Origin of the sequence: Aquidulcibacter paucihalophilus (genome assembly GCF_002105465.1) — a bacterium.
In the GTDB taxonomy this organism is placed as follows: domain Bacteria; phylum Pseudomonadota; class Alphaproteobacteria; order Caulobacterales; family Aquidulcibacteraceae; genus Aquidulcibacter; species Aquidulcibacter paucihalophilus.
On the sequence record NZ_NCSQ01000168.1, the window covers coordinates 1 to 24,443 of the forward strand.

Annotated in this window: 21 protein-coding genes and 1 tRNA gene; 3 read left to right on the top strand and 19 right to left on the bottom strand. The window is 53.9% G+C overall.

What is annotated here, in order from left to right:
• From B7364_RS14325 to B7364_RS14390, 12 genes are all read right to left on the bottom strand, one after another.
• Window positions 1–2,049: class I SAM-dependent DNA methyltransferase (locus tag B7364_RS14325; RefSeq protein ID WP_106407654.1), on the bottom strand; the 2,049-nt coding region annotated here is incomplete at its 3' end.
• A 566-nt stretch (window positions 2,050–2,615) separates the two neighbouring features.
• Window positions 2,616–5,384 carry a MobF family relaxase gene (gene mobF / locus B7364_RS14330; RefSeq protein WP_085340724.1) on the bottom strand — a complete coding sequence of 923 codons (2,769 nt, stop codon included), beginning with the start codon at window positions 5,382–5,384 and terminating at the stop codon, window positions 2,616–2,618.
• Between the two features lie 2 nt (window positions 5,385–5,386).
• A complete protein-coding gene (locus tag B7364_RS14335) occupies window positions 5,387–7,207 on the bottom strand; it encodes a type IV secretion system DNA-binding domain-containing protein (protein WP_085340725.1) in 1,821 nt (606 codons plus the stop codon).
• A complete protein-coding gene (locus tag B7364_RS14340; protein ID WP_085340726.1) occupies window positions 7,204–7,587 on the bottom strand; it encodes a hypothetical protein in 384 nt (127 codons plus the stop codon). Before B7364_RS14340 ends, B7364_RS14335 begins: the two co-directional genes overlap by 4 nt.
• A 620-nt stretch (window positions 7,588–8,207) precedes the next feature.
• The gene (locus tag B7364_RS14355; protein WP_085340729.1) at window positions 8,208–8,468 is read right to left on the bottom strand and encodes a helix-turn-helix transcriptional regulator; all 261 of its coding nucleotides are present in this window, start codon (window positions 8,466–8,468) and stop codon (window positions 8,208–8,210) included.
• Between the two features lie 114 nt (window positions 8,469–8,582).
• Entirely contained in the window at window positions 8,583–9,575 is a 993-nt protein-coding gene (locus tag B7364_RS14360; RefSeq protein ID WP_085340730.1) for a hypothetical protein, read from the bottom strand.
• Between the two features lie 438 nt (window positions 9,576–10,013).
• A complete protein-coding gene (locus B7364_RS14365) occupies window positions 10,014–11,039 on the bottom strand; it encodes a restriction endonuclease (protein ID WP_085340731.1) in 1,026 nt (341 codons plus the stop codon).
• Between the two features lie 243 nt (window positions 11,040–11,282).
• Complete coding sequence (locus tag B7364_RS14370; protein ID WP_085340732.1) at window positions 11,283–11,495, bottom strand: hypothetical protein; 213 nt, start codon at window positions 11,493–11,495, stop codon at window positions 11,283–11,285.
• Window positions 11,492–12,442, bottom strand: coding sequence for a hypothetical protein (locus tag B7364_RS14375; RefSeq protein WP_085340733.1), 951 nt, complete (start codon window positions 12,440–12,442; stop codon window positions 11,492–11,494). The genes B7364_RS14370 and B7364_RS14375 overlap by 4 nt, the downstream gene beginning before the upstream one ends.
• Before the next feature lie 784 nt (window positions 12,443–13,226).
• A complete protein-coding gene (locus tag B7364_RS14380; RefSeq protein WP_085340734.1) occupies window positions 13,227–14,222 on the bottom strand; it encodes a DUF4238 domain-containing protein in 996 nt (331 codons plus the stop codon).
• Window positions 14,223–14,771: 549 nt separating this feature from the next.
• Window positions 14,772–14,847 (bottom strand) — tRNA-Lys (locus tag B7364_RS14385).
• Between the two features lie 172 nt (window positions 14,848–15,019).
• Complete coding sequence (locus tag B7364_RS14390; protein ID WP_085340735.1) at window positions 15,020–15,565, bottom strand: hypothetical protein; 546 nt, start codon at window positions 15,563–15,565, stop codon at window positions 15,020–15,022.
• A gap of 148 nt (window positions 15,566–15,713) precedes the next feature.
• Between B7364_RS14390 and B7364_RS14395 the strand changes: the two genes are divergently transcribed.
• Complete coding sequence (locus B7364_RS14395; protein ID WP_085340736.1) at window positions 15,714–16,100, top strand: Hpt domain-containing protein; 387 nt, start codon at window positions 15,714–15,716, stop codon at window positions 16,098–16,100.
• On the opposite strand, the gene B7364_RS14400 is transcribed toward B7364_RS14395, so the two are convergent.
• Together B7364_RS14400 and gcvA are read right to left on the bottom strand one after the other, a co-directional pair.
• Complete coding sequence (locus B7364_RS14400; RefSeq protein WP_085340737.1) at window positions 16,097–16,444, bottom strand: chorismate mutase; 348 nt, start codon at window positions 16,442–16,444, stop codon at window positions 16,097–16,099. The genes B7364_RS14395 and B7364_RS14400 overlap by 4 nt on opposite strands.
• A gap of 47 nt (window positions 16,445–16,491) precedes the next feature.
• A complete protein-coding gene (gcvA, locus tag B7364_RS14405) occupies window positions 16,492–17,412 on the bottom strand; it encodes a transcriptional regulator GcvA (RefSeq protein ID WP_085340738.1) in 921 nt (306 codons plus the stop codon).
• 138 nt (window positions 17,413–17,550) lie between these two features.
• Between gcvA and B7364_RS14410 the strand changes: the two genes are divergently transcribed.
• A complete protein-coding gene (locus B7364_RS14410; protein WP_085340739.1) occupies window positions 17,551–18,690 on the top strand; it encodes a pyridoxal phosphate-dependent aminotransferase in 1,140 nt (379 codons plus the stop codon).
• On the opposite strand, the gene B7364_RS14415 is transcribed toward B7364_RS14410, so the two are convergent.
• From B7364_RS14415 to B7364_RS14435, 5 genes are all read right to left on the bottom strand, one after another.
• Window positions 18,665–19,018 (bottom strand): nuclear transport factor 2 family protein, encoded by a 354-nt coding sequence (locus B7364_RS14415; RefSeq protein WP_085340740.1) that lies wholly within the window; start codon window positions 19,016–19,018, stop codon window positions 18,665–18,667. The genes B7364_RS14410 and B7364_RS14415 overlap by 26 nt on opposite strands.
• 108 nt (window positions 19,019–19,126) lie before the next feature.
• Window positions 19,127–20,275 carry an acyltransferase family protein gene (locus B7364_RS14420; RefSeq protein WP_232780923.1) on the bottom strand — a complete coding sequence of 383 codons (1,149 nt, stop codon included), beginning with the start codon at window positions 20,273–20,275 and terminating at the stop codon, window positions 19,127–19,129.
• 142 nt (window positions 20,276–20,417) lie between these two features.
• Window positions 20,418–21,728 carry a dicarboxylate/amino acid:cation symporter gene (locus B7364_RS14425; protein ID WP_085340742.1) on the bottom strand — a complete coding sequence of 437 codons (1,311 nt, stop codon included), beginning with the start codon at window positions 21,726–21,728 and terminating at the stop codon, window positions 20,418–20,420.
• A gap of 88 nt (window positions 21,729–21,816) precedes the next feature.
• A complete protein-coding gene (locus tag B7364_RS14430; protein ID WP_085340743.1) occupies window positions 21,817–22,215 on the bottom strand; it encodes a hypothetical protein in 399 nt (132 codons plus the stop codon).
• A gap of 88 nt (window positions 22,216–22,303) precedes the next feature.
• Complete coding sequence (locus B7364_RS14435; RefSeq protein ID WP_085340744.1) at window positions 22,304–23,554, bottom strand: vWA domain-containing protein; 1,251 nt, start codon at window positions 23,552–23,554, stop codon at window positions 22,304–22,306.
• A gap of 382 nt (window positions 23,555–23,936) precedes the next feature.
• Here B7364_RS14435 and B7364_RS14440 point away from each other — a divergent pair, with 382 nt between their 5' ends.
• On the top strand, window positions 23,937–24,428 hold the full coding sequence (locus B7364_RS14440; RefSeq protein WP_085340745.1) for an HPP family protein: 492 nt from the start codon (window positions 23,937–23,939) through the stop codon (window positions 24,426–24,428).
• Window positions 24,429–24,443 lie beyond the last annotated feature (15 nt).

Sequence of the window (24,443 nt, forward strand, 5' to 3'; positions counted from 1 at the left end):
GCTGTGGCTATGATGCTTATTAAACGGGAAGCGCTCTAATCCAAGAGCATCCACTTCACTGCGCGTCAAAAGCAAATGCCCGCCATCAACCGGCTTGTTGCCAAAACTCATGATGGCAATATCACTCAGTGGCTTCGAAGACTTTTCAACAATTATATCATTTCCCGCTGTCAAATAGGCATTTATATTCTCAGCCTCTTTTAGCGTAGTAGTTCCATCGTACGCCATAGAAAAAAGTTTTCGATACTTTCCTATGTCTTTTGATATTCCGACCACAGCGACTGTTACCCCTGCGTTGTGGCTTGCAAGGTTTGCCCACTTAAAGGAAGTATGTGCAAAGGAAATTTCGTGTCCCGTCTTAAAAATCAGAGGCCAGAGGATCGGGACCATCTGACCTTGATTGATTGAGTTAGTAGTGACGAAGGCCGCACTTGCCATTGTGCGAGTGCCATAGTCAGCAGCCCTCATGAACCATCCAGCGACATAGTCGAGAGACTTCCAGCTTTTTGTGCGATACTCGAAAATGGCCTGTAAATCGGACTTCTGTTCATCGTCCTGCCAAGTCGAACCGAGATACGGCGGATTGCCGCAGATGTATGTTTCACCACCTTCGTTCTCGAAATCGATCTGCGCCTGATCGAGCGGCGTCGAAAACAGGTCATCTCCGACTAGCTTTACTCCGGTTCCAGTCGGCGGGCAGATGCTTAGCCAGTCCAGCCGGAGCGCATTGCCACAGGTGATCCAGTTATCCTTGTTGAGCGGCAGAAACTCAGCCAGTGCCAGCTTCTGCCCACGATAGAGAGTGTCGCACTGGAACTCTGCAATAATCAAAGCGAGGCGGGCGATCTCGGCAGGAAAGTCCCGCAACTCGATTCCGCGAAAATTGGTGAGTGGAATGGCGGAAGGGCGATCTGCTTCATTGCGCCGCCGGTTAATCTCGGCTTCGATCTCCCGCATTTCCTTATAGGCAATCACGAGGAAATTGCCGCTACCGCAGGCGGGGTCGAACACCCGGATGCGGGCCATGCGGCCTCGCAGATTGAGCAGCTTGCGCGGATTATCACCAGCTTCCTCCAGCTGCTCGCGCAAGCTGTCGAGGAAGAGTGGATTAAGGACCTTCAGTATGTTGGGGCGGCTGGTGTAGTGCATGCCAAGCGCGCCGCGCTCTTCCTCATCGGCGACAGCCTGGATCATAGAGCCGAAAATGTCCGGGTTGATCTGCGTCCAGTCGAGATTGCCGATATGCATTAAGTAGGAACGCGCAATCTTACTGAATTTCGGAACGGCAAGAGTACCGCCGAATAGCCCGCCATTCACATAGGGAAACGGCCTTGCCCAGGAGCGGATGCCTTCGGCCTCGTGTTGTTCCTTGCGGGTGTTCATGGCGCGGAACAGCTCGGCAATCACCTCATGGGTGTTGGAGCTGTCGCGGTCGCTCATCTGTTCGATGGTGCCGGTGAACGGGTAGCTTGGATGGAAGATGCCGGTATCTTCTGCATAGAAGCAGAAGATCAGCTGAGCCATGAAATGGTTCATGTCGGCCCGTCGCTCGGTCTTACCCCAATCAGGATTCTCACGCAGCAGCTGGACATACAGCCGGTTCAGCCGGCTGGTGGCGCGCATATCGAACGCGTTTTCCCGAATTTGCTTGACGGTGGTGATACCTGCGAGTTGCAGGAAGAAGCCGAAGTGATTGGGTAGGTCGGTGTAGGCGCAGGCGAGTGTCTCGCCCGCCTCGATATCCTCGGCCTCCAGCGTCTCGCCATCGGTGGCAAGGATGAATTTCGCCTTGGCCTTGGCAGTGCTGGGGCTTGTGCGCAGCGCCTCCAGCCGCGCGGTCACAGTACCGGGCTCTGCCACGGCGATATGGATGTTGTTACGCTGGAGGACGCCGCCGATGTCCGACCCATTGCTAGTGCCATCGCGCAGCCGCTTGATCGTGGTGGCCTTGTTACCGAACGCTTCGAGGAATTGGAACGCAAACTCGCCTGCATCGAACGGACGCTCGACCAGCTCAGATACCGCTTCTTCAATTTCGATCGCGTTCATGGTGCCCTATAAAATGGAGTTGGTGGTGTTACGCCAGAATTCCTCCGCCGCACCTCAAGATTGTTTTCAAAATTAGCCGCTAGGGGTTGCCGTGTCACGCCTCCCGCTGAACACCGTTCGACCTATCCTCAATTCGCTCTCAATTCCTACTTTGCATTCAGTATGCAGCTAAAGCATCATCCTGCCCAAATACTCCGTCATGATTCCGCTGTGCTAGTCTTGCAGGTTTTCTACCTTATGTTTGCGGAAAGTCATAATGCCGTGGCCACGTGACTTGGTCGCTTGCCTTTGGAACAGGCTCCCTTGGGGCTTATCTATTGCGGTTACGACATTTTGGGACGTAATAAATAGGGTTGTCATGGAAAATGTTGTAAGTTCAGGTCCTTGGTCCCTTTGCCATACCAGAGACCTCAATGAACAAGCGCACTAGATCCGCATTCACGTAAAAATTACTACGTCCTTCGCGATGGAGACCGCCCCTAGCCAGTGACCCGCTAGTTCCCCGCTGACAAGCCCTTGCTCACCTAATCTAGGACAAAATGTAAAGACCTAGTCACTTCCAGATATCATAAAGCAAGCGACCGTTCTTCCTCCTTCACCCCCGCAAACTCGGGACTTAATCCGATTGCGCTGAGCTTCTCGCCGGTCCTCTCCCCAAGTCCTCGCACCAGCTTTTCACGGCTATCGGTCACTACCACGGCCTCGGACTTCGCCCGACTAATCGCGACATACATCGCCTTTTGGTCGACAAGATTAGCACGCCCGCTTTCGGCGTGAATAAGGACGCGCTCTGCGGTCTTTCCTTGCGAGGCATAGACGGTATCGACCCAAGCATAGCGCAAATGCTGATCGCGGGCCTTAGAAAGCTCTAGCTCATGAACAGTGCCATTATCGGCTCTGAGAGTGGCGAGGCCTAAATCGCGGTTGATTGACGTGATCGTGCCGGTTCCGCCATTCACGCGGTCTTTCTCTTGGTCATTACGGGTGAAAGCGACGCGGTCGCCGGTGCGCATATCCATTTGGGCTTGGGTGAAGGTTTCAGCTTGGCCCCAGTAGGCAGGTTCGAGTTTCAATCGGGTGCCGTTCTCACCGATCACGCTCACAACGCCGTCTTTGCTATCCACGCCGGTCACCTCATAGGGAGTTCGGGCCAAGATCTTCTGGTCTGGTTTGGATTTGTCAAAGATCAGGATATCGCCCTTTTGATAGCTGCTGGCCTGAACCCGCTCGGCCTTAGTCAAGTCCTTTGGGACGAGGGCAGGGAAGTCGAGTACCTCCCGTCCAAGGTCTCCTCGGGCCAGAAGCTCGCCCCGTATGGCGGAAGTCAGCTGTTCTCGACCTGCTTTGGATGGATCAAGGACAAGGGTCTTGGCGCGGTCTGCAGGCGACAAGTCAGCAAAGCGTTCGGCCAAGAGCTGATATCGATCTTGGGTGCTGGCATACTCAATCAGCTTGCCGCCTCCGGTCTCAAGCGCCTTGATGGTTTTGGCCGCTTGGCCTGCAATGGCGCTTTCAACAGCCTCGAGAGTTTTGGCGTTCGTCTGGCGTACGATCTTGTCGAGCACGGAAGTCTGCATGCCAGCCCCTTGAAGCTGGGCAAATGCGGCACCCGCGCCAATAGATCCAAGTTGTTTGACGTCGCCCACTAAAATTAGGCGCGCCTCGGCTCTTTGCGTAGCTGACAATAGGCGGGCCATATCGACGGCTGAGACCAGACTTGCTTCATCGAGAAGCCAGACTTGTTTGCCGCCTCGCTCTGGATGCACCTTCTTTTCCTCGGTTCGCAAATGCCGCTCGAGCGTCCATCCTTTAGTGCCTAAGGCATCGCCCAAGGTGAGCGCCGCACTTGCAGAGGGTGCAAAGGCGCAAACGTCAAAGCCTTGGGACTTAGCGGCCTCAGAAAGGGTGGCCATGACGGTTGTCGTCTTAGCTGTGCCTGCATAGCCTTGCACCGCTGCGACCCTGTTCGTCGTGGTCAGAAGGTCGAGCGTGGCGCGTTTCTGCCCTGCATTCCACTTATGGCCTCCGTCTTCCGATTGAAGGATTGCTTTGGCTACAAGCTTTGCGGCCTCGGCCTTTGAAAGCATGGGCTCAATAGCGCCACGGCCAGCCTTCTCGAGGGCCAGGATTTGTTTTTCTGCTTCGATGTTGGCTGGGGTGGTAAAGCCTTGGGTTTCCAGCCCACGCTGATTTGTGTGGGGTCTGGGAACCAGATCACCTTCTTTGACGGCCTTCTCGATGGCCTTGCCAATCTGAAGCGGGGAAGCGTGCCCCAACACAAAGCGACCCGCTTCCTTGGCAAGGCTTGGCGCTGTCATGACGGCTTCCCGTTCGCTGAGCTTGGCTGCGGCAAACTTCACTGCCTCAAAGGCGCGGATTTCAGCGATGCCATTTAGGCTGTCCACAAAGTGAGGCTCTGCCGCCCGATCCTTGGCGTTTTGAACCAAGCGCATCCGGCGTGCCTGATCAAAGCCTAGGCTATCGGCGGTTTCACGCCATTCACCCATCAAGCTGCCTCTGTCAGCCTTTGATTTCGCTTCTCTGGTGTCCAAGGCGGCGATTTGCTTTTCAGCCGCTGAAGCATGAGCTCTATCGGTTCCACGTTCTGCCAAGCGGGCTTCGATCTGTGCGGACCTAGTCGAGAAAGTCTCCAAGACTTTCTCCGGCACACCTACGATCTCGAACATCGAGTCCTTACCCATCTCGATTTTGTAGCCAAGGTTGAGGGCGTTAAATGCAAGGTTCTGCCGATAGACTTCGCCTAAGGTCTTTTGGAGCTTGAAAAGTTCTCGGCTTTCAAGTGACCGCCATTTTCCGTCGGCGTCGCGTACGGCGTTCAGAATAATCGAATGTGTGTGTAATGTCGGATCGTCACCACGGCTAGTCTCGTGGCGAAAAGTTGCGACCAGTAGATTACCAAGATTGACTTCGTCGACCTTTTCGCCATCGCGTATCCGCGTCATAGCGACATGGGCCTCAGCAAACTCCAGCGTCGATTTGACGGCAGCATCATGGGCGGTGACTAGCCTCTCATCACCACACACTAAAGCAATCGTTGAGACAGACTTAGGCGCACTGAATGTGATGTCCCAGCCGGGGGCATGCTCGCGCTCTCCATTGCGGATCGTGCCCAAGACTGTGCCGTCAGGCAAGTTGCCTTCTAGAGCGGCCTTGAAGATTTCCGGCGAAACATCACCAGATAGACCTAAGGCTTCTGCCCCTTTGCCAAGCCACTGGCTGGGGGCAAGACCTCCTTCGGCATAATATTCGCCTGCCGCGCTATAGTAAGTAGCCGCTCCTGCCGCACTTGAAAGACGTGAGATCGTGGCGACCATGGCTATACAGGCCCCGCGCTGAAGTCGATGTTGCTCTCTGGGGGCGTGCTTTTGCGGCCATAAAGCGTGGCAGTGATATCCCCTTGAATGAACCCCGGCTGGCGGGCAGGGCCTCTGGCGATGATGTGCTTGTTGGATAGCCGGACCTTGGTCACTGGGAATCCATCTGGGAGGAGTAGGTAGCCGGTATGCTTTTCGAGCTTAAACTCGCTCTCCAAGATTGCCGGTCTAATCTGCCTCTGCTTGCCGACCGTCGTTCGGCCTTTACCGTTTTCGAAGTCGAGATTTTCAGAATCGCTGCGAAGCTCCGCTTCTACCTCGCCCACCATCTGACTTGCCCACTTGCGAGTATCGGCGTCTCCGCACTGCAGGATCAGCTTCGTTCCGCAATTGCCAAGCAACGCCTCCGCACCGTCTGCAGTGTAACGCAGACGCATCTGGCCGATGGCTTGGAAGGTAATGACCGTGCAAGCGCCAAATTTGCGACCTTGAGGTAGAAGTCGCTGCAAATTAACAACTTTAGGTATATCAGGCAGTTCATCCAGAAACATCCAGATTTTCCGATGCTCATTCGGCTCTAGGCTCATAATCCCGACAGAGGCCAATTCGAGCCAGCAAGCCAAAAGTGGCTTCATCGCCTCAAAGTATTTTTCCCGTCGTGGCATGAACAAAAAGGGCTTGGGACCCTGTATATGGTCCAACCGGTCGAAGTAGCCACTGAAGGTAAAGGGCGTTGCGTTACTGTCCTCGTGCTTCAAAAATTGAAGCGTCTCGATGGCTTTCGTCAATGAAAATAGAACCGAAGCGGTCGCTCTGTCGGCACCTTGGGCAAAAATTCTTGCCGATGAGGTATCTGCGAGCCAAGCGGCCAAATCGTCGCTTGAGGTCGACCGTAGCGCCTGAATGAGGTCAGCAAGTGTCGTTCTTTCCTCCGCAACTAGCTTACGAATAATGTTGGCGACCAGATTCTGTGCGCTCTCTACCCAGACGCTTTCGTCTCGCTCATGGCCGTCGGGAATTAGCTTTTGGGCTATGTGGTCAGCGTCGGCTGGATGGCTTTTGGCTTCACCCATCAAATCCCAGAAGCAGCCTCTCGCATCGAAGGGATTCAAAATTACGTCGCCACGCTCGGGCCTATAGTATTGGGCCGTAAACTCACCGCTGGTATCAAATATAATTGCTGGTTGGCCCTTTGCGTCAGCTTGATCCAGAAGCTCTCTGAGCGCTGTTGTCTTGCCAGCGCCGCTTGCTGCCGCAATGGCGACATGGCGATTAGCAAAATCGTTCGGAAGGCTAATCCCTGCAAAGCTGAACGAACCATTTGCTAACTGGCTCTTCAGCAATTTTTGAAGCCCCTTGGGTGTGGTAAGGAGGGCTCCCCGCAAAAGGTCATCTTGTCCGGCGACCTCTCCCTGATCCTCAAAAATGCGAAACAAGACCACGCAAAGTCCTGCACCCAGAAGAATGCCCAGTAGCGCCCCCGCGATGGCCCAATCTTTGGCTTTGAGGTATGCTCCTCGATACAGGGGATGCCGCTGGACGCGGTCCGCGCGCATCTTCAGAGGGCGACCCAAAAACTCGACGGTCATGTAAGGCTTGAGAGACTGGCCCTCAGTAAACAGTAACCTAGCCTCTGCCTCCGTAAAGGCTTTGAGGTGTTGCCTCTCTTGCTGGTCTAATATGAGAGCGGGCAGGGCAGCGGCCAAGCAAGCCGACGAGATCAGGATGACAGAGAGATAAGTTCGCCCGCGTGCAATTAGGGCCGACCAATAGAGTGAGACGAGGCCTTGACCGCGTCGCAAGCTTTCATGACGCTGTTTCATTTTTGTGACCTCGCAGCCTCAAGCTGGCGGCGATAGGCATCCATCGACGCTTGGCTCAGGGTCTCGTTCAATTGGGTTGGGTTTGTGCCGCCCTTATGGGCAGCGTGGGCGGCAAAGGTGTAAGCGCTAGCCGCAGTGTATAAAGTGCGGTCGCAGATGCGCTCTAGGCGCTCGAGACGAGCCAATGTTTCGGTCAAGCAAAGCGCCAACTCGTCGAGGGTTTGGTCTTTCTCATTTCCGAAGATGGCACCTAGGCCGCGCTCAAAGATACGAATGCGGGCTTGGTAGACAGGCACCCCAAGTCCGTTAGCGAACTCATTGACCAACCTACTTTGATCACCGGTGAGCCTGATACTTGCGAGATGACGCCGCGCACTCATGGCGTCATCCCCTGTATACTATCCGTGCTCTTCAGAAACGCTGCATTTGCGGCTCTCTTGGCCTCAGCGCAATTTTTGTATACCCATAGTATACAGATCATCATCTGGTTATTTGGCACATTTTCGTGCGTGGGGTGTAGAAGAATAATGAAAACTATCGCTTCATCATTTGGTGTAGTGATAAAGCGCTTTTTGTTGATGTAGCGTCCAGAGGGACGAGTTTTTCGTCGAGTTTGCACGGACCTAAACATCAAAAACTCCCAAGGCTGGATCGCCATGGAATCCAAGGCGGTTGGCGATCTTGTTTCCCGCGACTTCAAGACGCTTAGGGACAGATCGTGTCGGGCGACAAGCGAGGTGGGTCGCGTTCAGAGCTTCAAGCCGAAAGTATAAAGTCTGTCGGGCCGGAGAGAACTCGAGTAGGAAAAGCCGGGTTGGCTTTGGCCTGTACCAGCGCGAGTTGCGTGCAACAGTCTCGTCAATCAGGGTCCACAAGCGGCGAGATGTCATCTCGACCCGCGCGGTCGAGTAAAGGAGCCCGGCAACAAAATTGAAGGGTGTCTGGTACTGGACTCTAATCACTTCAGGATAATAGTGAGACGAAGACTCCATTACTTCGGTCATTGCGCTTGCCCCCAAGGCTTTGGATTAAGTTGGGGCGCGGATGCGCGCGCTGCGGGTGGCTTTCGGCCTTTGGGAGCATAATCACGACGCGGTAACGCGTCTGCCCAGGCTTCAATTTCTGCCAATTCCCAACAATTGCGATTTGCCCCCAGTCTCTTTGGAGCTGGAAATTTTCCAGATTTAACTGCACGCCACAAGCTGCTGCGGCAACGTATACTGGTGAGTTCCATCACCGCTTTGGTATTAAGAAGTTTCATGCACAATCCTCCTTCGATCAGCCTCTTGGAGTTGATTCGACGGGGCGAAAATTGGCAAGCAAAAGCCGCGCTACTCAATTTTTTCTTGTGCTAGAAATTGCTATCCTATTTGATTCAATCAGTTAGCTTGGCTTTTGCAAGTCTCAATTGTTCAATGAAGGGCTCTTTATTATTGGCTGTTCCGTCTTCAATGACCGTGCGCACATAGGCTTTGCTGATGCTTCTCCATTGGGATTGATCCAAGGCAGCATTTTCCGCTTTCAGCTGATCAGATATTGCCTGAATGAGCGCTTCTTGTTTGGCAAACTTAGGTCTCAAATTGAGTGCAATCCGAAGCGTATGCAATGCACTTGATGTGACCTTGTTGATAAATTTTGGCTTCTGAAAAAAGCGATCAAGAACGTCTATGTCATCTGGTGAAAGCTCCCGCCTGCGAAGCTTCAAACTGCAAAGTCGATGCACTAAAAACTCGGCGTGGAGATCTGGAGCACTGGCTAGGTCGATTTCGATTCTTTTATGGAACGTGTGCCATATGGCAAATTCTTTGCGGATGGCCTCGCCTTCAATTCCGAGCGCCAAAAAAATTGCGCCTTTGGTTTGGAAATATCTGCCGTCAAACTCTTGTTTTGTCGTCCCTCTGGGGGAGTTTCGCGACGCGTAGAATTTCGTGCTGGTCGACTTAATTGCGTCCAGAATCCTAATGAGTCTTGAAGCTCGCTGGCGGTGCAAATCAAGTTCATCGGCTGGGTCGCTTACATCAGCTTCTGCATGCTGGAATCTTAGTGGTTCCTCCGGAGAGCTGCGGACAAAGACCCAAGGGACAAATCCTATGCATACGCTCCAATAAATAAAACTCGGAGCGACAATCCCGTTTAAGAACGCCGATCCAAGCATGATCAATAGACCTGCGGTGATTAGTGCAAGAAGACCGGTCCACTTCTCCTTTCTGGCATAATCCGCAGTAGCAGATGACCAAGCGCTCCAGGTATCTGTTCCTATGGCGTCTTTGAAAGATTGTTTGTCGGTAAGCTCGAGAAGCTCTCGAAGAAGCTCTTCAAGATCGATTACTCTGTCGCGCTGTAAAATCTCTGGGCTGTTGGCGTGCATTTTCCGGGTCAATTGGCCTGAGTTGAAACTCTTTCGCTAAGCTAGAAGTAGAGTTTCTTGGTTTTTCAGCTTTGTAAACACCCTTCGCCAATTACTAGGTTCAATTGACCGATGTCGGCCCTAAAGCGGCCGAGTGTGTAGCGCAATTAGAACGTCCGCTGATTGACCGCGATTTCAAAACGAGTTTGCCAAGGGTTGAGCTAAACCGCGTTTCTGGTTGGCGTTCGGAGCAGGGTTAGAAACACAAAACTCTTTGGACTTTTGTGCACTCATGAACGGCCGATTTCGGCAATAGTTGGCCTATATCAGTCCTTCAGTCAGAGATATTAACAGCAATAGTGTCGTCGAAAGATACACGTCCCATTTACTAGGTCGATGTCTACTCAGTGTTCGTTCGCTACTTCTCCCAACCAAGATGGATCAATGGTCGGGAAGTGGTCATTTTGCAGGTGCCGGAATGTCGAAATTGAGGACGATGCCCGCATTTGGGATGCGCATTGCTTCGATCCATCGTCGCACTTCCTGACGGTTTGCAGTGGTTATCGGATAGGCTCTCGCTGCAACGTCTTTTGCAGCGCCCGGCGTTAGGTCGCTTGTGGTCACGACCAAGCCAGCTTGAGACTTTTCGTGCAAATGGTCGGCGTACAGCGCCTTTACTACTACCTTTGAAATCTTTCCCTTTTGACGCTTGCATTGTACTATAATGGTCGGCGGCCCTCCAACTGGAATGCTTGGATTCCATAAACGTATGTCTATCCCACCATCATTGCGGCCAGGCCCAAGCTCGACGCTATAGCCCTGACGCTGGAACCACTCGGCTGTCATTCCCTCGAACTGGCGCCAGTGCATTCTATCTATCTTGTCTGGATGCGCCGCCAAATAATTGATAAATCGTTGGTCAAAAAAACGACTATCCTCGCTTGGAAGCTTCTCACTTTTAAACAGCTCTGACAGCGCTACTGCATCCGCGTTGTCGATTTTGCGCGTGTAAAAGGGCGAGTGAGCCAATTCAAGTGCCATCGCCTCTTGCAGTGCCTCCCACAAGTGAAGCCGCTTGCTGCCAAGTAGTGTCCTCAGCTCAATATAAACCTCGTTCTGAGCCCCGGATTCACGGTTACGCCGCCTTAAATATTCATTTGCGACAGCCTCGATGCGGAGCAACTCCTCAATCGTAAGCAGATCCTGCCAATCGTCGCCGATTGTACTCATAAAGCGAATTCCTAGGGTCGGCATACCTTTGATTTTCGCGGCACCGAGCGTAAAAAGAAGGTCTCCAACGGTGTCTGCATAGATCTCCGAGGACAACCTAAGTACCCCTTCGCAACTCAATTGTTTGGCGATGTCACTTTCCCGGTCGAGATGGCTCAGCAAATCGAATTCGGTAAGTGCAAAACCAGACCGTGTGCCTACGTCTTCGCTTAGCGCCGCTCGAAAGGAAAACGCTGGCATAATAATGTGGCCCATATTTTCTGAATTCCTTGCGAAGCATCTGCTGACACAGGTTATGCTGACCGCAGAGGCGCATGTCCATTAGCAGGCAGATTTTGATAGCGTATTGGGGATATCACAATCCGCAATGGCTCAAGATCGCTCAATTGTTGGAAGGCAGTTATTGGCCTGACTAATACCGGCTGAGTTTTAGAAGAATTGGCAATAGCTGGCCGGTAGCGGACCGGCGGCTTTCAGTTTGCTAGAGTCGAAAAGAAGTCATTCAGTCATGCTCTCAATCATGGCAGTAAGCGTCGGGAAGCCGCACAGCGATGCAACCGTAATGCTGACGCCGCAGGCGTGCATGAACGGCTCCAGCTTCGCCTCCACGTGGCAGATTCCGGGTGATGGTTCGAGACTGTTTCTCGGTGCGCCAGAGATCACCTGCACTAGGGCCTCGACCGTCTGAAGGCTTAGCGGCAGCTGCATCATGGCTGGCCTTCGGACCCGTGGACGGCATGATAGTCGTCAGCGACCAGCCTCGCGGCGAAGTCCGCGAGGCTCCCCCATGTCGGGTTCCCGCCCTTCGGCAGGGTGGAAACCATCATGCGGTTCGAAGCCATGAGACCGTCCTCGAGCTGACGGGTCGTTACGTCGATGCGCACCGCCACCGTGAGCAGCTCCTCCCCAGCAAGCGATACGATGATCCGGCTCTGCTCGCCTGGCATAATCGCGATGAGGTGTCGCGTCGGTTTGTCCCTCTCATCGCGCAGCAGCAGGTCGCGGATCTCGATCCTGATGCCGCTAACCAGTGCGGCGACCGATTCATTGTCACTGCGCCCGAGGGCGGCGTTGCGAAGGGGTTCGGCCTGCTGACTAAACGTCCACTGGTCGCCGAGTATGACGTGGGCGAAATTGAACGCGATCTTTATCAGTCCCCGCCAAACCGGGATCTCGTTGTAAGTGAACCGAGCCTTGAATTCGGTGGTATCCTCGGGGACGGCCGCAGCGATACTGTCCTCAATGGAGGTCAGGGCGCTGCCGTCAGGGTTCAGCATGCGTCGGCCTTGACGCTTCGCCTTCGCCTGCTTGCTGCGGACGATGGCCTCGACCTGCTTGCGGGTGCCGCGAACACTGAAGCGTTCGTTACCGTCGTCATCCATACTTGATGTCACCTGCGGGGGCGCGTGGTAGATGATGTCGCCGACATGCGGTATCCGCATCTCGAACGCGGTTCCGGTCTGCATCGATGACGCGGGCAGCACAAGTTCTGGGATCTTGCCGCTGTAACCGGGCATGCCGAACTTCTGGCGCACGATCGTCACGATGTCCTCGCGCATGATCTCGCCGTCGGTCGTCTTCCCGAGGTTGCTGTTGCATCCCGAGCAGACGTCGAACGTGCACAGCGCATCCGGTCCGCCAAGCGCAGACGGGATCACATGCTCGCGCGACGGGCGAAGTCAGGCATCGCCCGCTTCGCCCTCTGCTAGCATGATCTCTTTGCAGTAGATGCAACGTTGCAACTGAGGTGGCCTCTTTCGATCTTCGGCGGCATTTGTCGCGGCCTACCGCAGATATGGTGCTTCTTACGGCCGATTTCCACCTCCCGAGAATCCATGCCGCGATCGCTCGCACCGCCGTTCATAAGCACAGTAAAGCAAAAAGCCTTCAGACCCACCTGCCAACTGTCGTGGGACATTATCAATGGCTGGAACACTCAGCCTTGACTTCAGTCTAAGCTCGTGCAGATTAATACCTAAAGACGCGTTGTCCTAAAGCCTCTGCAGAAGTTGCCCGCAGGATTGGTTTTTACACCCAAAAAGGAGAGCACCTATGGCACTTAAACCAGGACCCAAGCCGATAGCAGAATCAACAGGGAAACCGGATCAGCGCCGCCGTGATAACAAGACCACACCAGGAAATACACCCTCCCTTAAGCCCAGCAAATCTAGCAAGACCCCCAAAAAGAATTGAAAGAACCGCCAGTCGCCACCGTGCACCGGAATGACCGGTTTCGCTGAAACCGGTCATCCTTGAACGGCGAATACGGCGCCAACGATGACAGCAAATGGCCGATTGCGGATGCTCTGCTTATGATCGCGCGGACGTTGAAAGCTGCCGTTCATAAGCGAAAGGATTCTCCAAATAATTAGCTGGATTTTAAGGGGCTGGAGTACTGGCTTTTAGGGCTGGTGAAAAGCGCCTGTAGGGTCAGTCCTACGGTTAGACGTCTCGGTCGACGAAAGAGTCGAGCCAGCCATTACCTTCGAGATATTTGCTATACAATCGCCGGCTTAAGATGCCCGCGGTGCCATCCTTTCCCCAACGATAGTATTGTGACAGATCGTCTAGTAACGGATCAAGCCAGTGATGGCGATGATATTGAAACTGACAATGCTCACCGCATATAAAGGCTTCACTCAGTTTTGGCTCTTCGTCGCGAAAAAATAGAAAGTCCCTGGCATAGACCTGCGTAATCTCATTCAACCGCGCGACTTCTTTAGCATCGAGGCGCAGCGTGACGAGACTTGGCTCAGTCGGATATTGCATGGGCGACATATAAACTATCGTAGCGGTGGGTAGGATTGGTAGCACCAACTTGAGTCCAGAGTTGAGAACGTCTCGCGAGGCGGGAAAATTGTTCAAAAAGCCGTCCCCCGTGATGAACTCCTTCACTTCGCTAAACAGAATCGCCCACCGACCTCGCATCATCCGCATGCGATAAGCGTCGTACAGCCCGCGCTGGTTCGCGGCGATTAGCGTCTTATCATCGGTGTTGGCGGCTAGTCCGGAGCCGCCCCGGTAACGCTCGGTTTTTTGTCTGATAGACTCGCGAATGTATGGGCTGCGGGCAAGCAGCGACGCAGTTACACGGGCGATTTGCGCTTCCTGTTCCTCTGGGAGCACCTGAGGCAGGATCCGTTCAACCAAAGGCTGATCGGCTGAGGCTAGCGACGCCTCAATCGTTCCTAGCCACTGCACGAACGCAGCCATTTCACTGTCGGGCTCGTTGAATATCGGTTCGAAGGTCGAATTCCATGGTCCGCCAACCTTTATATGATGGGCATTAGTTATCGCCCCGTACGCGCCTGGTGGTGCACGGCGCACGACTCCATTCGGGCGGATTACTGAGACCATGCCATCAGCTGCCGCCCAATGGTCGGCGAGGGTTCGCGGCCACCAATGGTGCAATTCAGTCTTTAGGGGCTTCTGATTCATAGCCGTATACTGGGGTTATGGCTGGCTAATGTCGAGGCACCAAGATGTGGCCCCTCGCGTAACCTTGGCGGGAGGAGGAGCAGGTGTCTGTTCTGTACCAAAGTGCCGTTTAGCAGTGGACCCCGTCGAAGCCCAATTAATAAGGGTCCGTCTTTAAAGCTGTACGCTCGGCCGGCGCAAGGCTTTGCTTAGCGCAAAGAAGGCCTAGCGTGCAGCGCTGTTGTCGTTTCTTGCCTTGTTTATGTAGTTTGTGACCTAACCTTCATGCATTAGGCCTAGTTGGTTTTTCAAAGTCATCCTAAGGCCCTGTGACTTTCGCGCACCCTTTTGGCCGCACTGTAAAGGGAGCCGACAACGAACGTCAATCGAGGTCATTTGCTAGTCCAAGCTAGAAAAATTTTTTCCTCAGTAGCTATGTAAACTTATTGCGAGAAGCTGAGTAGATCGTACCTGACGACTTCTGTGCCCCAATTGTGCCCCAAATTGAAATTATCGGCGCTTTTTTATGAGGGTCGTTTTAATCAAATATATGTATTAATTGAGAAAATTTGGTGGGTGATGCAGGGTTCGAACCTGCGACCCGCTGATTAAGAGTCAGCTGCTCTACCAACTGAGCTAATCACCCGACCGGCATGTCCTTCTGGGCGGATGCCGCTGGCGTTTGGTTTATGCCAGCCGCCCTTTTCGGGCGCAAGAAACAAGTGAAAGGGCGTATGGCCCAAATGGGCGCAGGGTTCAAGCCCTGCGCCGCTTTTGTTTGCACGGCGTGTGCTTTTTGCCGGGCAACTGGGGGTCAATTACCAAATCCAGGCCTCGATCCTGCGAGACCCTGCCTCTTCATAGGTACGACCGCGACGGTCTGTGCAGAGCACATAGCTGACGAGCGCTTTACGGCCACGGATCCAATCATGGCTTTTCTGACGATAACACCGTACAACAGGGGCGTGGTAGCCATAGCGGTCTTCAAAGCGGTCACGATGGCGATCGTGGCGATCCCAACCACGGCCACGGTCAAAATCATCCCCGCCGCGTACTTCAAAGGACCAGTTCCAGCCACCCCAACCCGACCACGCCGAGGGATGATTGTACCATTGCTTGTCGCGACGCCAGCCGCGGCTTGGGTGATATTCATCAAAGCCCCAGCGGTTGGCATAGATGGCGGGATTGCCCCAGCGGGGGTTCCAGCTGTGCCATTGCCCATACGGCCCCCAATAATCGGAACCACGGCGGTCGACATAGACGGGTCCGGGCGAGCCCACATGGACGGAAATGCTTTGCGCCTGTGCAGGGGCTGTGAAGGCCAGACCGGCTAACACAAGGGCGCTGGTGAGAAGCAGACGCATAGAAAACTCTCCTTGATTCAGATGTCCCTGATCGCAACTTTGCCTGCAACTCCCTGAAACCAGCATGAATAAGTTCTTCAGAAACATCACGCCTTGGTGATGACGGCCTGTAAATGCCACTTTAACCTTGAACCAGTATGAGGAAGGGATGGATGTAAGCACACCTCTTCATTTGCAGGGCCCCGTGGTGGACAGAGCCCATTTGGAGCGCATGACTGGCGGCGATCACGAACTCGCCCTGGAAGTCTTGGGTCTTTTTCGCGAACAGATTGAGCTGTGGAGTAAGCTGTTGCAACCCAGCACGGAAACCCAAGACTGGGGTAATGCGGCCCACACCGTAAAGGGCTCGGCACGGGGAATTGGTGCGTGGCAATTGGCCGAATTATGTGGCCGAGCCGAAGAGGCCAGCAAGTCCCGCCCGCTAAGCCGGGATGATAAACGCGCCTTTTACGAAGCCATTACAACCGAGATGCAAGCAGTTATCGGCGAGATTGCCGTGATCGAGCATCACTATGCTTTGGCTTCGTTGCGTTAGTCCTCTTTCGAGGATGGTGATTTAGCCGATAAAGCGTCAAAAGCTTTGAATTCATAGGCGATACAGCGGTCCATCATGGTACGCCAGACTGGGTCGGCGATGGACATGGACAAGCCGTGCTTTTCAGCGCTAACGGCGACTTTTGCGATCACATCAGCAATTCGGGCTTCGTCGCGCACAAGGCCGCGATGGCCCTTGATCCGGGCGGCTGCATCCATAAAGCTCTGCCGCTCAGCAATCAGCGCCACCAGCATTCGGTCCAAGCGGTCAATCTCATAGCGCACGTCTGCCATGGTTTGGCAGGTGGCAGCCGTATTGCGGCTTTCAAGGCGATTATCTGTCATGGCCGCGCAGATAGACTAGACTGCGGGCAGACGCAAAGCCTCAATCACTAAATCACCCAGTCATCGCCAGTTGCTTCCGATTTGATCCAGTCGAGGAAGGCCTTGAGGGCAGGAGTCATGGTGCGGCCCTTGGGGCGCACGAGCCAATAGGCAAAGCCGACTTTATCGCCTTCGCCGGAAAAAGGCGCGACCAGACGCCCAGACTGCAGGTCGGCCGCGGCAATCGCGCGTTTTGCCAAAGCGACCCCTCGACCAGACGCGGCCGCATCAATCACCATGGCTGACTGGTTAAAGCGCAAGCCCTGATTGCCATCGGCGCGCTGTACGCCGCGCGCGGTCAACCACATGGACCAATCTGGACAGGAAGGATCATTATCGGGGCTGACATCATGAAGCAGTGTGTGGCCGACCAAATCTTGCGGCGTGCGTAAGGGTTTGGCACCTTCCAAAAGGGCGGGACTGCACACAGGCAGAACTTCTTCGCTCATGAGCATTTCTGAGGTGACGCCCTCGTAAAAGCCTGGGCCATAGCGCACTGCTAGATCAACATCGGCATAAGCAAAGTCGACGAGGTTCATGTCGGCTGCGACCCAGACCTGAACCTCTGGATTGGCGGCTTGGAATCTGTCGATGCGCGGCACCAGCCATTTGGAGGCAAACGAAGGGGCCGCAGATACCGACACGCGTTCCCGCCGCAAGGGCAAGCGCATTTGTCGCACAGCATCATCGATGCGTTCAAAGGCTTCACGCAATAAGGGCATAGAGGCGCGTGCAGAATCTGTGAGTTCAACGGCCCGCCCTAAGCGCCGAAACAAGGGTTGGCCAACGAAATCCTCAAGAATTTTAACCTGCTGGCTGATCGCCCCCGGCGTTACGTCCAGGTCTTCAGCCGCTTTGGTGAAAGATAAGCGCCGCGCGGCCGCTTCAAAGGCGCGCAATGCATTCAAGGGGGGATAGGCAGTGTTCATAGAGAAAGTCTAATGCCAGAAAGTAGGCAAGACAACGATCAGAAAATCTATTTTTACAAGTAAGGGCTTTCGTAGTCCACTTTCTATGGCCCGGCGCAGGGCTCGACACCCACCCCCCAAGCCGTTTATGCCAGTAACATGACTGCCTTGATCGAGCCGTTTCGCGCCATTTCCATCAGCCGCCTTGCCCACGCCATGAAGGCACGTGGGGAGAAGGTGATTCATATGGAGTTTGGCCAACCGTCAACTGGGGCCCCGTCCAAGGCGATTGCCGCCGCCCATCACATCTTAGACACAGATGGTATGGGCTATTGGGAGTCGAACCCTTTGAAGGAGGCCTTAGCTGGCCGCTATCAAGACCTTTATGGCGTGCGTATTGATCCAGAGCGGATCGTGCTGACCTGCGGGGCCTCGCCTGCCCTAGTGATGGCGTTGAGCTCGGCATTTGCGCCTGGGGATGCAATTGCTTTTGCAAGCCCTGGCTACGTCGCCTATCGCAATACGGTTAAAGCGCTGCATCTGACACCGTTGGAGATTGTGTGTGGTGAGGCGACACGGTTTCAGATTTCAGCGGCGCAAATAGAGGCTTTGGAGCCAGCCCCCAAAGGATTAATCTTGGCCAGTCCCGCCAATCCAACCGGCACCATTATTCCCGCAGAAGAACTTCAAGCGATTGCTGAGGTCTGTGCCCGGCGCAATATCCGCATCATTTCCGACGAAATCTATCATGGGCTAAGCTATGTGGGGCCAACCCACTCAATGCTGGAATTCGCGCCCAATGCCTTGGTGGTCAATTCCTTCTCCAAATATTTCTCGATGGCTGGCTGGCGATTAGGCTGGTTGGTGGCTTCCGATGATCTGGTTGACGCCGCCCGCGCCCGGATGGGCAATCTGTTCTTGACCGCTCCCTCCTTGGCCCAACATGCAGGACTGGCGGCGATGGATTGCATTGACGAGCTGGAAGCCAATGTCGCTACCTATCGCGCCAATCGCGAGATTATTTTGCAGGCCCTCCCAGCAATGGGAGTCACGCGCATTGCCCCGCCGGATGGGGCCTTCTACATTTATGCCGACGTCAGCCATTTGACTGGCGACAGTATGGGGTTTGCCCATCAGATGTTGGCGGATACAGGCGTGGCCATTGCACCGGGCGTCGATTTTGATCCGGTCGCCGGCCACACGCATCTACGGTTCAGTTTCGCGGTTTCTACGCCCCAAATCGAAGAGGCGATGGACCGTTTAACTCCTTGGTTTAATAAAAGAAACGCTCTTCGCTGATTTTGCCGTTAGAAACGGTATATAAGGCGACTTCATCCATTGCGACGCGCTCGCCACTTTCTTTGTTCGTGATGTCCATGACAAATCGCAGGGCAAATTGATTGCCATTTACGTAAGGTCCATGGGTCTCCACACGATGGACCTCATGGGCCCCATACCACCACTCGCCTTTCGCAAGCAGGGCAGGAATCCCCTCAGCGATGCTGGAAGGACCCTCCATATTTTCAATACTGCGCACATTTTCAGCCCAATATTTCAAGCCGGCTTCAACCATTTGGCCTGCTTTGCACATGGCAGCAAAGTCATCGGCAACTTCCTGTGTTGTCATATTCCATACTCCGTCGACTAGAACATAACAGGAACACACTTTTTGCAGCCCGGCAAGAGGCTCTGGCAGGATGGATGCACACCACAGAGGAAATAATCGTTTTGGCCTTCAGATTCGGGGCTTGGAATTGGCCAAGGGCGTGCCTTTTTCGGGGGCGCGGCGCGCAGACATCTGGCGGAACAGATGGCGCAACCACCGCCGGCTGGGCTGCTCAAACCGAATATGGACTAAGGCTGCTGTGATCAGCGTGAGGGTCAAAAGCACGGCGATTTCTGGCAGCCCCATCCGATAGGTCTTTTCAAGCTCAAACCACTTTTGCATCACATTCCGCCACACCATCAAAATGGGCAGGTGGACCAGATAGAGGGCAAATGAAGCCTCACCCCCAAATTGAACCCATGAATGTGACAGAAAGCTGCGCTGACCCGATTTTGCCAACAGCGCTAGCGACAAGACAAAGGGGCCAGCTAGGGCAACAATCAGGCGGTCATCTATCTGGGCATGCATCGCCAATAGCATGGCGGCAGTCGTGAACAGCGCAAATAGGCTCGCTTGAACCTGGCTTAGGCTAATCTTTTGGCCGAGATAATAGAGGCCGATGCCATAGAGGAATTCCGGCACAACCAGCATGATCCCGAGGTTTTCTTGGGCCTCTGTCAAAATCGGGCCGAATAAACTTCGATAGGCAAGGTCAAGGGCCATAAACATGACAACGGCCAAACCAATCAGCCATTGGGGGCGTTCGCGCCAACGCAGGGCGATCCAAGCAAAGGCTGGAAAGCACAAATAGACAAACCACTCTGCTGATAGAGACCAAGATGGCCCGTTCCAATTTGCCATGTCTTGGGTTGGGAACCACGCATGTACAAGAAACAGGCTGGTGAGAAAACTGAAGATCGAAAAATTGTTGGGATTAATAGCTACACCCACAAACCCAGCACCCAAAGTTAGGGCTAAAACACCTATCAAAATGAAGAAATGGGCAGGATAGACCCGGGCAAACCGCGCGCTGATGAAATCCCAATAGGACGGGGCCTTGTCACCGGTGAGATAGACATGTATGAGGATAAAACCAGACAGGATAAAGAAGATATCCACGCCTAAGCGAGCGCGATTGAGGATGGGGGCCGCTTCTGCGGGCAGGGCCCAGAACAGTTGGTAGTGAAAGAAAACTACGCCTAACGCGAGAAACAGCCGCACACCCGTCAAAGGCTCAAGTGTCGTAGGGAAGTTATACAGGCGTGTGGGTGCGATCACAGAAGTGTCTCCGAAGTAGCGTGGGCATCGCACCGAGATGATGCCGTAAGGCAAAGATGTATTAGATCAACACCTTTTTAAAAATCGAGCAGAGGGGCAAGCAAGATGTACGCCAAACCACGGTAACCACACGCCTATGGGCCTAAACCTCTGAACCCTCGATGAACACAGGTTTTTGGAACTTGGCTAAAAAGGTGGTGACGGTCAGATTTGCCAAAACATTGATCGCTGTTGCTGTTCGATCGGTGATAGGATTCACCGCAAATAAGATGGCGAGGCCTTCAAGTGGTAAGCCTAGGGCCAGTAATAGGGGCGCTATCGCAATCATGCCCCCGCCTGGAATGCCTGGAACCGTCGCATTGAAGATGGCGGCATAGGCTGCTGCAAATGCTATCTCCTGCAGACCAAAGGGTGTGCCGTACAGCAGGGCGAGAAAATAAGTGGAAAACACCCACGCATATGCCGTTGATGGCTTAAAGGTGGAAACCGCAAACGGCAGTACAAAGCCATAGACGCGTTCGGGTAACCGCCAAACATCGCGCGCCGTATCAATCATGGCAGGTAAGGCGGACAGGGACGAACTTGTGCCCAGAGCCACTGAAACCGGGTTTGAAACGCCGATCAACAGCTTGGAAAGCGGGAGATTGCCCCAGATTGCCAGCCCTGCAAGGAGACCCAAGCTGAAAACCAGGGCGGCACTTACATGGACAGTGATGAAATATCCTAGCGCCGTGAAGGCTTCCCCGCCAAGTTTGGTGCCAACAACGAGGGTCAGTCCAAAAATTCCAAGGGGCGCAACCAGCAAAACGCCTTGAACCACTAAGAGCATAACCGAACTGATCGTTCGGCAGGCACTGACGATCTGGCTTCTCACCTCTGGTGGGGCAATTAAGCTGGCAAATCCAAAGGCAATTGCAAAGATCATCAGCGACAGCATTGTGCCATCGGCGGCAGCTTTGATCGGGTTGATTGGGATCAGATTTTTGAACCAGCTCGCGATACTGGCATCGCCCGTTGGGACTTCGGCGGCATGAACCGAGGTCCGCAACTTGTCAGTGATGCCTGGATCTAAGCTCAAGCCTGAAAAGACAAATTGCGTGCTCAAGGCCGCAAGGCCTGCAAAGCAGATGCAGATGAGGAAAAAGCCCATCAGGGTCTGTACGCTGATGTTCCCAGCCGAACGACCATTCTCAGCCCCTGCAATGGCCCCGATCAACAAGGGCACGATCAGCGGAATGATGGTCATGCGGATGGCATTGATCCACATGGTGCCGACCACATCAAAGAGGGCGATTGTGGCCTGCGTCCCGGCGCTCTCGCCCGTGCTGGTAAGAAAACCACCTGCGGCAAAGCCAAGAACGAGGCTTAAAATGCACGCCAGAGGCAGCAGCGCCTGCCATCGCTCGATGAAAGTCTGCGGCCTCAGGGCGGTCGAAAGCGCTGCGTCTGCCATGTCTCAAATCCAGAAACTCGGTTGAACCTGGATTTTACTAGCAAGTAGGTAGAGACCCTAAAAGCCTCAGACGCGAAACATTTTTGATCTACTGTCCGCTGATGGCGTCAGAGATGGCGGCCTTGGCCGCGCAAGAGACAAGACCATTGCGGGTTTTGGGGTCTAGCGAGGTCGCTGTTTCAACAGCTGACTGGATCGACCCATCGATAGAGGTTTTCACAATCGCCGTCACCGCATCAATATGCTCAGCCTTCAATTTAGGACCAAGCTCTGTTTGCAAACAGCCGCAGAAGGTTTCCGATTGGCCCGCCAATTGGCAAACCAATTTGGTATCGAGCACTTCGCCCACGGCTTTGGCGGCATCCCCAGCCACACTCACAGCAGAGCTTTTGAGCTCTTTCACGGTTTCAGCGGCTTCGGTGGGGGCTTGGCCACAGGCGCTTAAGGCCAAAGTAGCTGCAAGGAGTAGGGCGGTTAGACTTTTCATGCAAATCACATGCCTTGATCCGCCATCACAAGAAACCCACAAGACTGTGACTGGCTGCGGGTTGACCCATGTGGGCACTCCGGCAGGCTTATTCAGTCAGGCGCAAGGATTCTTCTAAGGTTTTTGCCAATTGCCGGAACGCGGCACGCACTTCGTCTGGATTGTCGGCATGGAAATAATAGCCAGCCGAAGCACAAGCCTGCAGAGCAGGGGTGATTTGGTTATAAACTGGCTTTACCCACGTATTGAAGGCCCCGTCGCCATCCAAACGGACATATTTCAATTGAACCACGCCGACGCGGACGCCACGCGACTTTAGGTCTTGGCAGGCCGTGCTGCCAATTGGACCGGGCGAGATGGCATTCCAGTCAAATTGCATGCCATCGGTGACAATAATGATGAATTTTTCAGGCTTCGCTTGCGATCCATCACCCGCCCCGCTGGTGAGGGTGTTACGACCGGTTTGGATGGCTGGGGTTAGACGCGAAGCTGCGGCTGAATTTCCACCAGGTGCCAGTTTAAAGGTTCCGACGAAATCGCGCGCTGCCTGCATGTCCGAGGTAAGCGCGAGTTGGCGTTCCCACGAACGCGCCATGCGTGCGACGCCATAACGGGCCCGCAATCCGCGCGGATAAGCATCGTGCAATTCATCAATCAGGATTTGGACGCTTTCCTTCATAATGTCATGGCGCAGTTTTACCCCATTGGCATGGGCACGTTGCTCTGAAGTTGCATAGATATTGCTATTGATCAATTTGGTCGGAAAATGGCATGCAAACGCACAATTCTTATGTTCTGGGTCGTTTTTCGATAGAAGGCGCAATTTGTCACGCCCCGCTTCGTCGGCTGCCACACCTATGGAGGCCGAACCATCCAGCCATAAATCGATGTCGACATAACGATAATCGGCTTTGCGCGCGCGGGCGGAGCCAGTAATCGGTGTCGAGGGTCCGCCCATCAGCCCTGGCGCCACATTGGCTTGATTGGCAGAATAGGTGATAGCGGCGCTTCGCACCCGCCCAGTTTCTGTCGTGACATCAAAGCTGGTTACGGCGTTGCGCTCGCTGGGGTTGAGATTGGCCATGAAAGCTTTTTCGGCGACATCCTCCATGTCTTCATCCGCCGTCGTCGGCGCGATAGCAGCCAAAGCAGCCGTATCGGCGGCGGATTGATATTTTGCTTTGCCGCTGGAAATCATCGCAAGTTGGATCGAGCCAACCCCAACCAGCAAAAGTGCGGTGGCAGATAACGCAAAGCTGAGCGCAATGGTTCCGCGCTCGCCCTTAAGCCGCGCCCCCCATGCGATCCACTTTTGCCACTTTACCGCCAACCAACGCATTCACTTTAACCCTGATTTCATGCTCATGGGCCTGATTAGGGGCTATTTCTGAATCCGTTGGAAGTATGTCTAGTTAATGCCACTCTAATCAATTTGTCCAATTTCAATTACTTGTAAGTATTGATATAATATAATCATTATATTTTTCCAAACTTGATTTGTCTTTTTATTTGACATCAAAATGATTTATTCTAGTATCTCAGTCGCTTAGCATTTGTATGCCTCGCCATCCAAAAAGGTTACCGGTCGTTAGATTAATTTGAGTTGTAACTGACTGTTTCCATTAACTATAGCATCAAAAAAATCAGGCCCACTGCAATATTTTTCAGGCTTTCAGAGCCTAGCGGTGTGATTAAGGTTCCAAATCTGGGAGAAGGATGACATGCGCGCGCTTTCCTCCCTGTTTCAAACTCGTTGGGCCACTCAGCCTTGGAAACCTGCACTCGGTGCTGGCCTGGCGATTGCCGTTATCGCAGGCCTAAAAGCTTGGGGCATGCTTGCTTATTTGATTGCACCCTTGGGGGCATCTGCAACCTTAGTTTGGATGGTGCCCAAAAGCCCCCTTGCGCGACCGCGTGCCGTAATTGGGGGCAGTTTGATCTCAGCTTTGATCGGCTTTTTCGTGCTAAGCTTGTCGGGGTCGACACCGTGGGCGATGGGCTTTGCTGTGGGCCTTGCCATCTTTGCGATGGTGATGTTTGACGTTTTGCACGCCCCAGCCGGTGCGTTGCCGCTGGTGATCGGGATCACTCACCCAGAGCCTGTTGGCTTTATGGCAAGCTTGGCTGCCTCAACCATTCTTCTGGTCCTGTTGGGGCTGATCTATGTCCGGCTGACCGAGCGAAAGACCCACCCGGCCCCAGGCCCTAATTAGAGCTGCGACGGAATA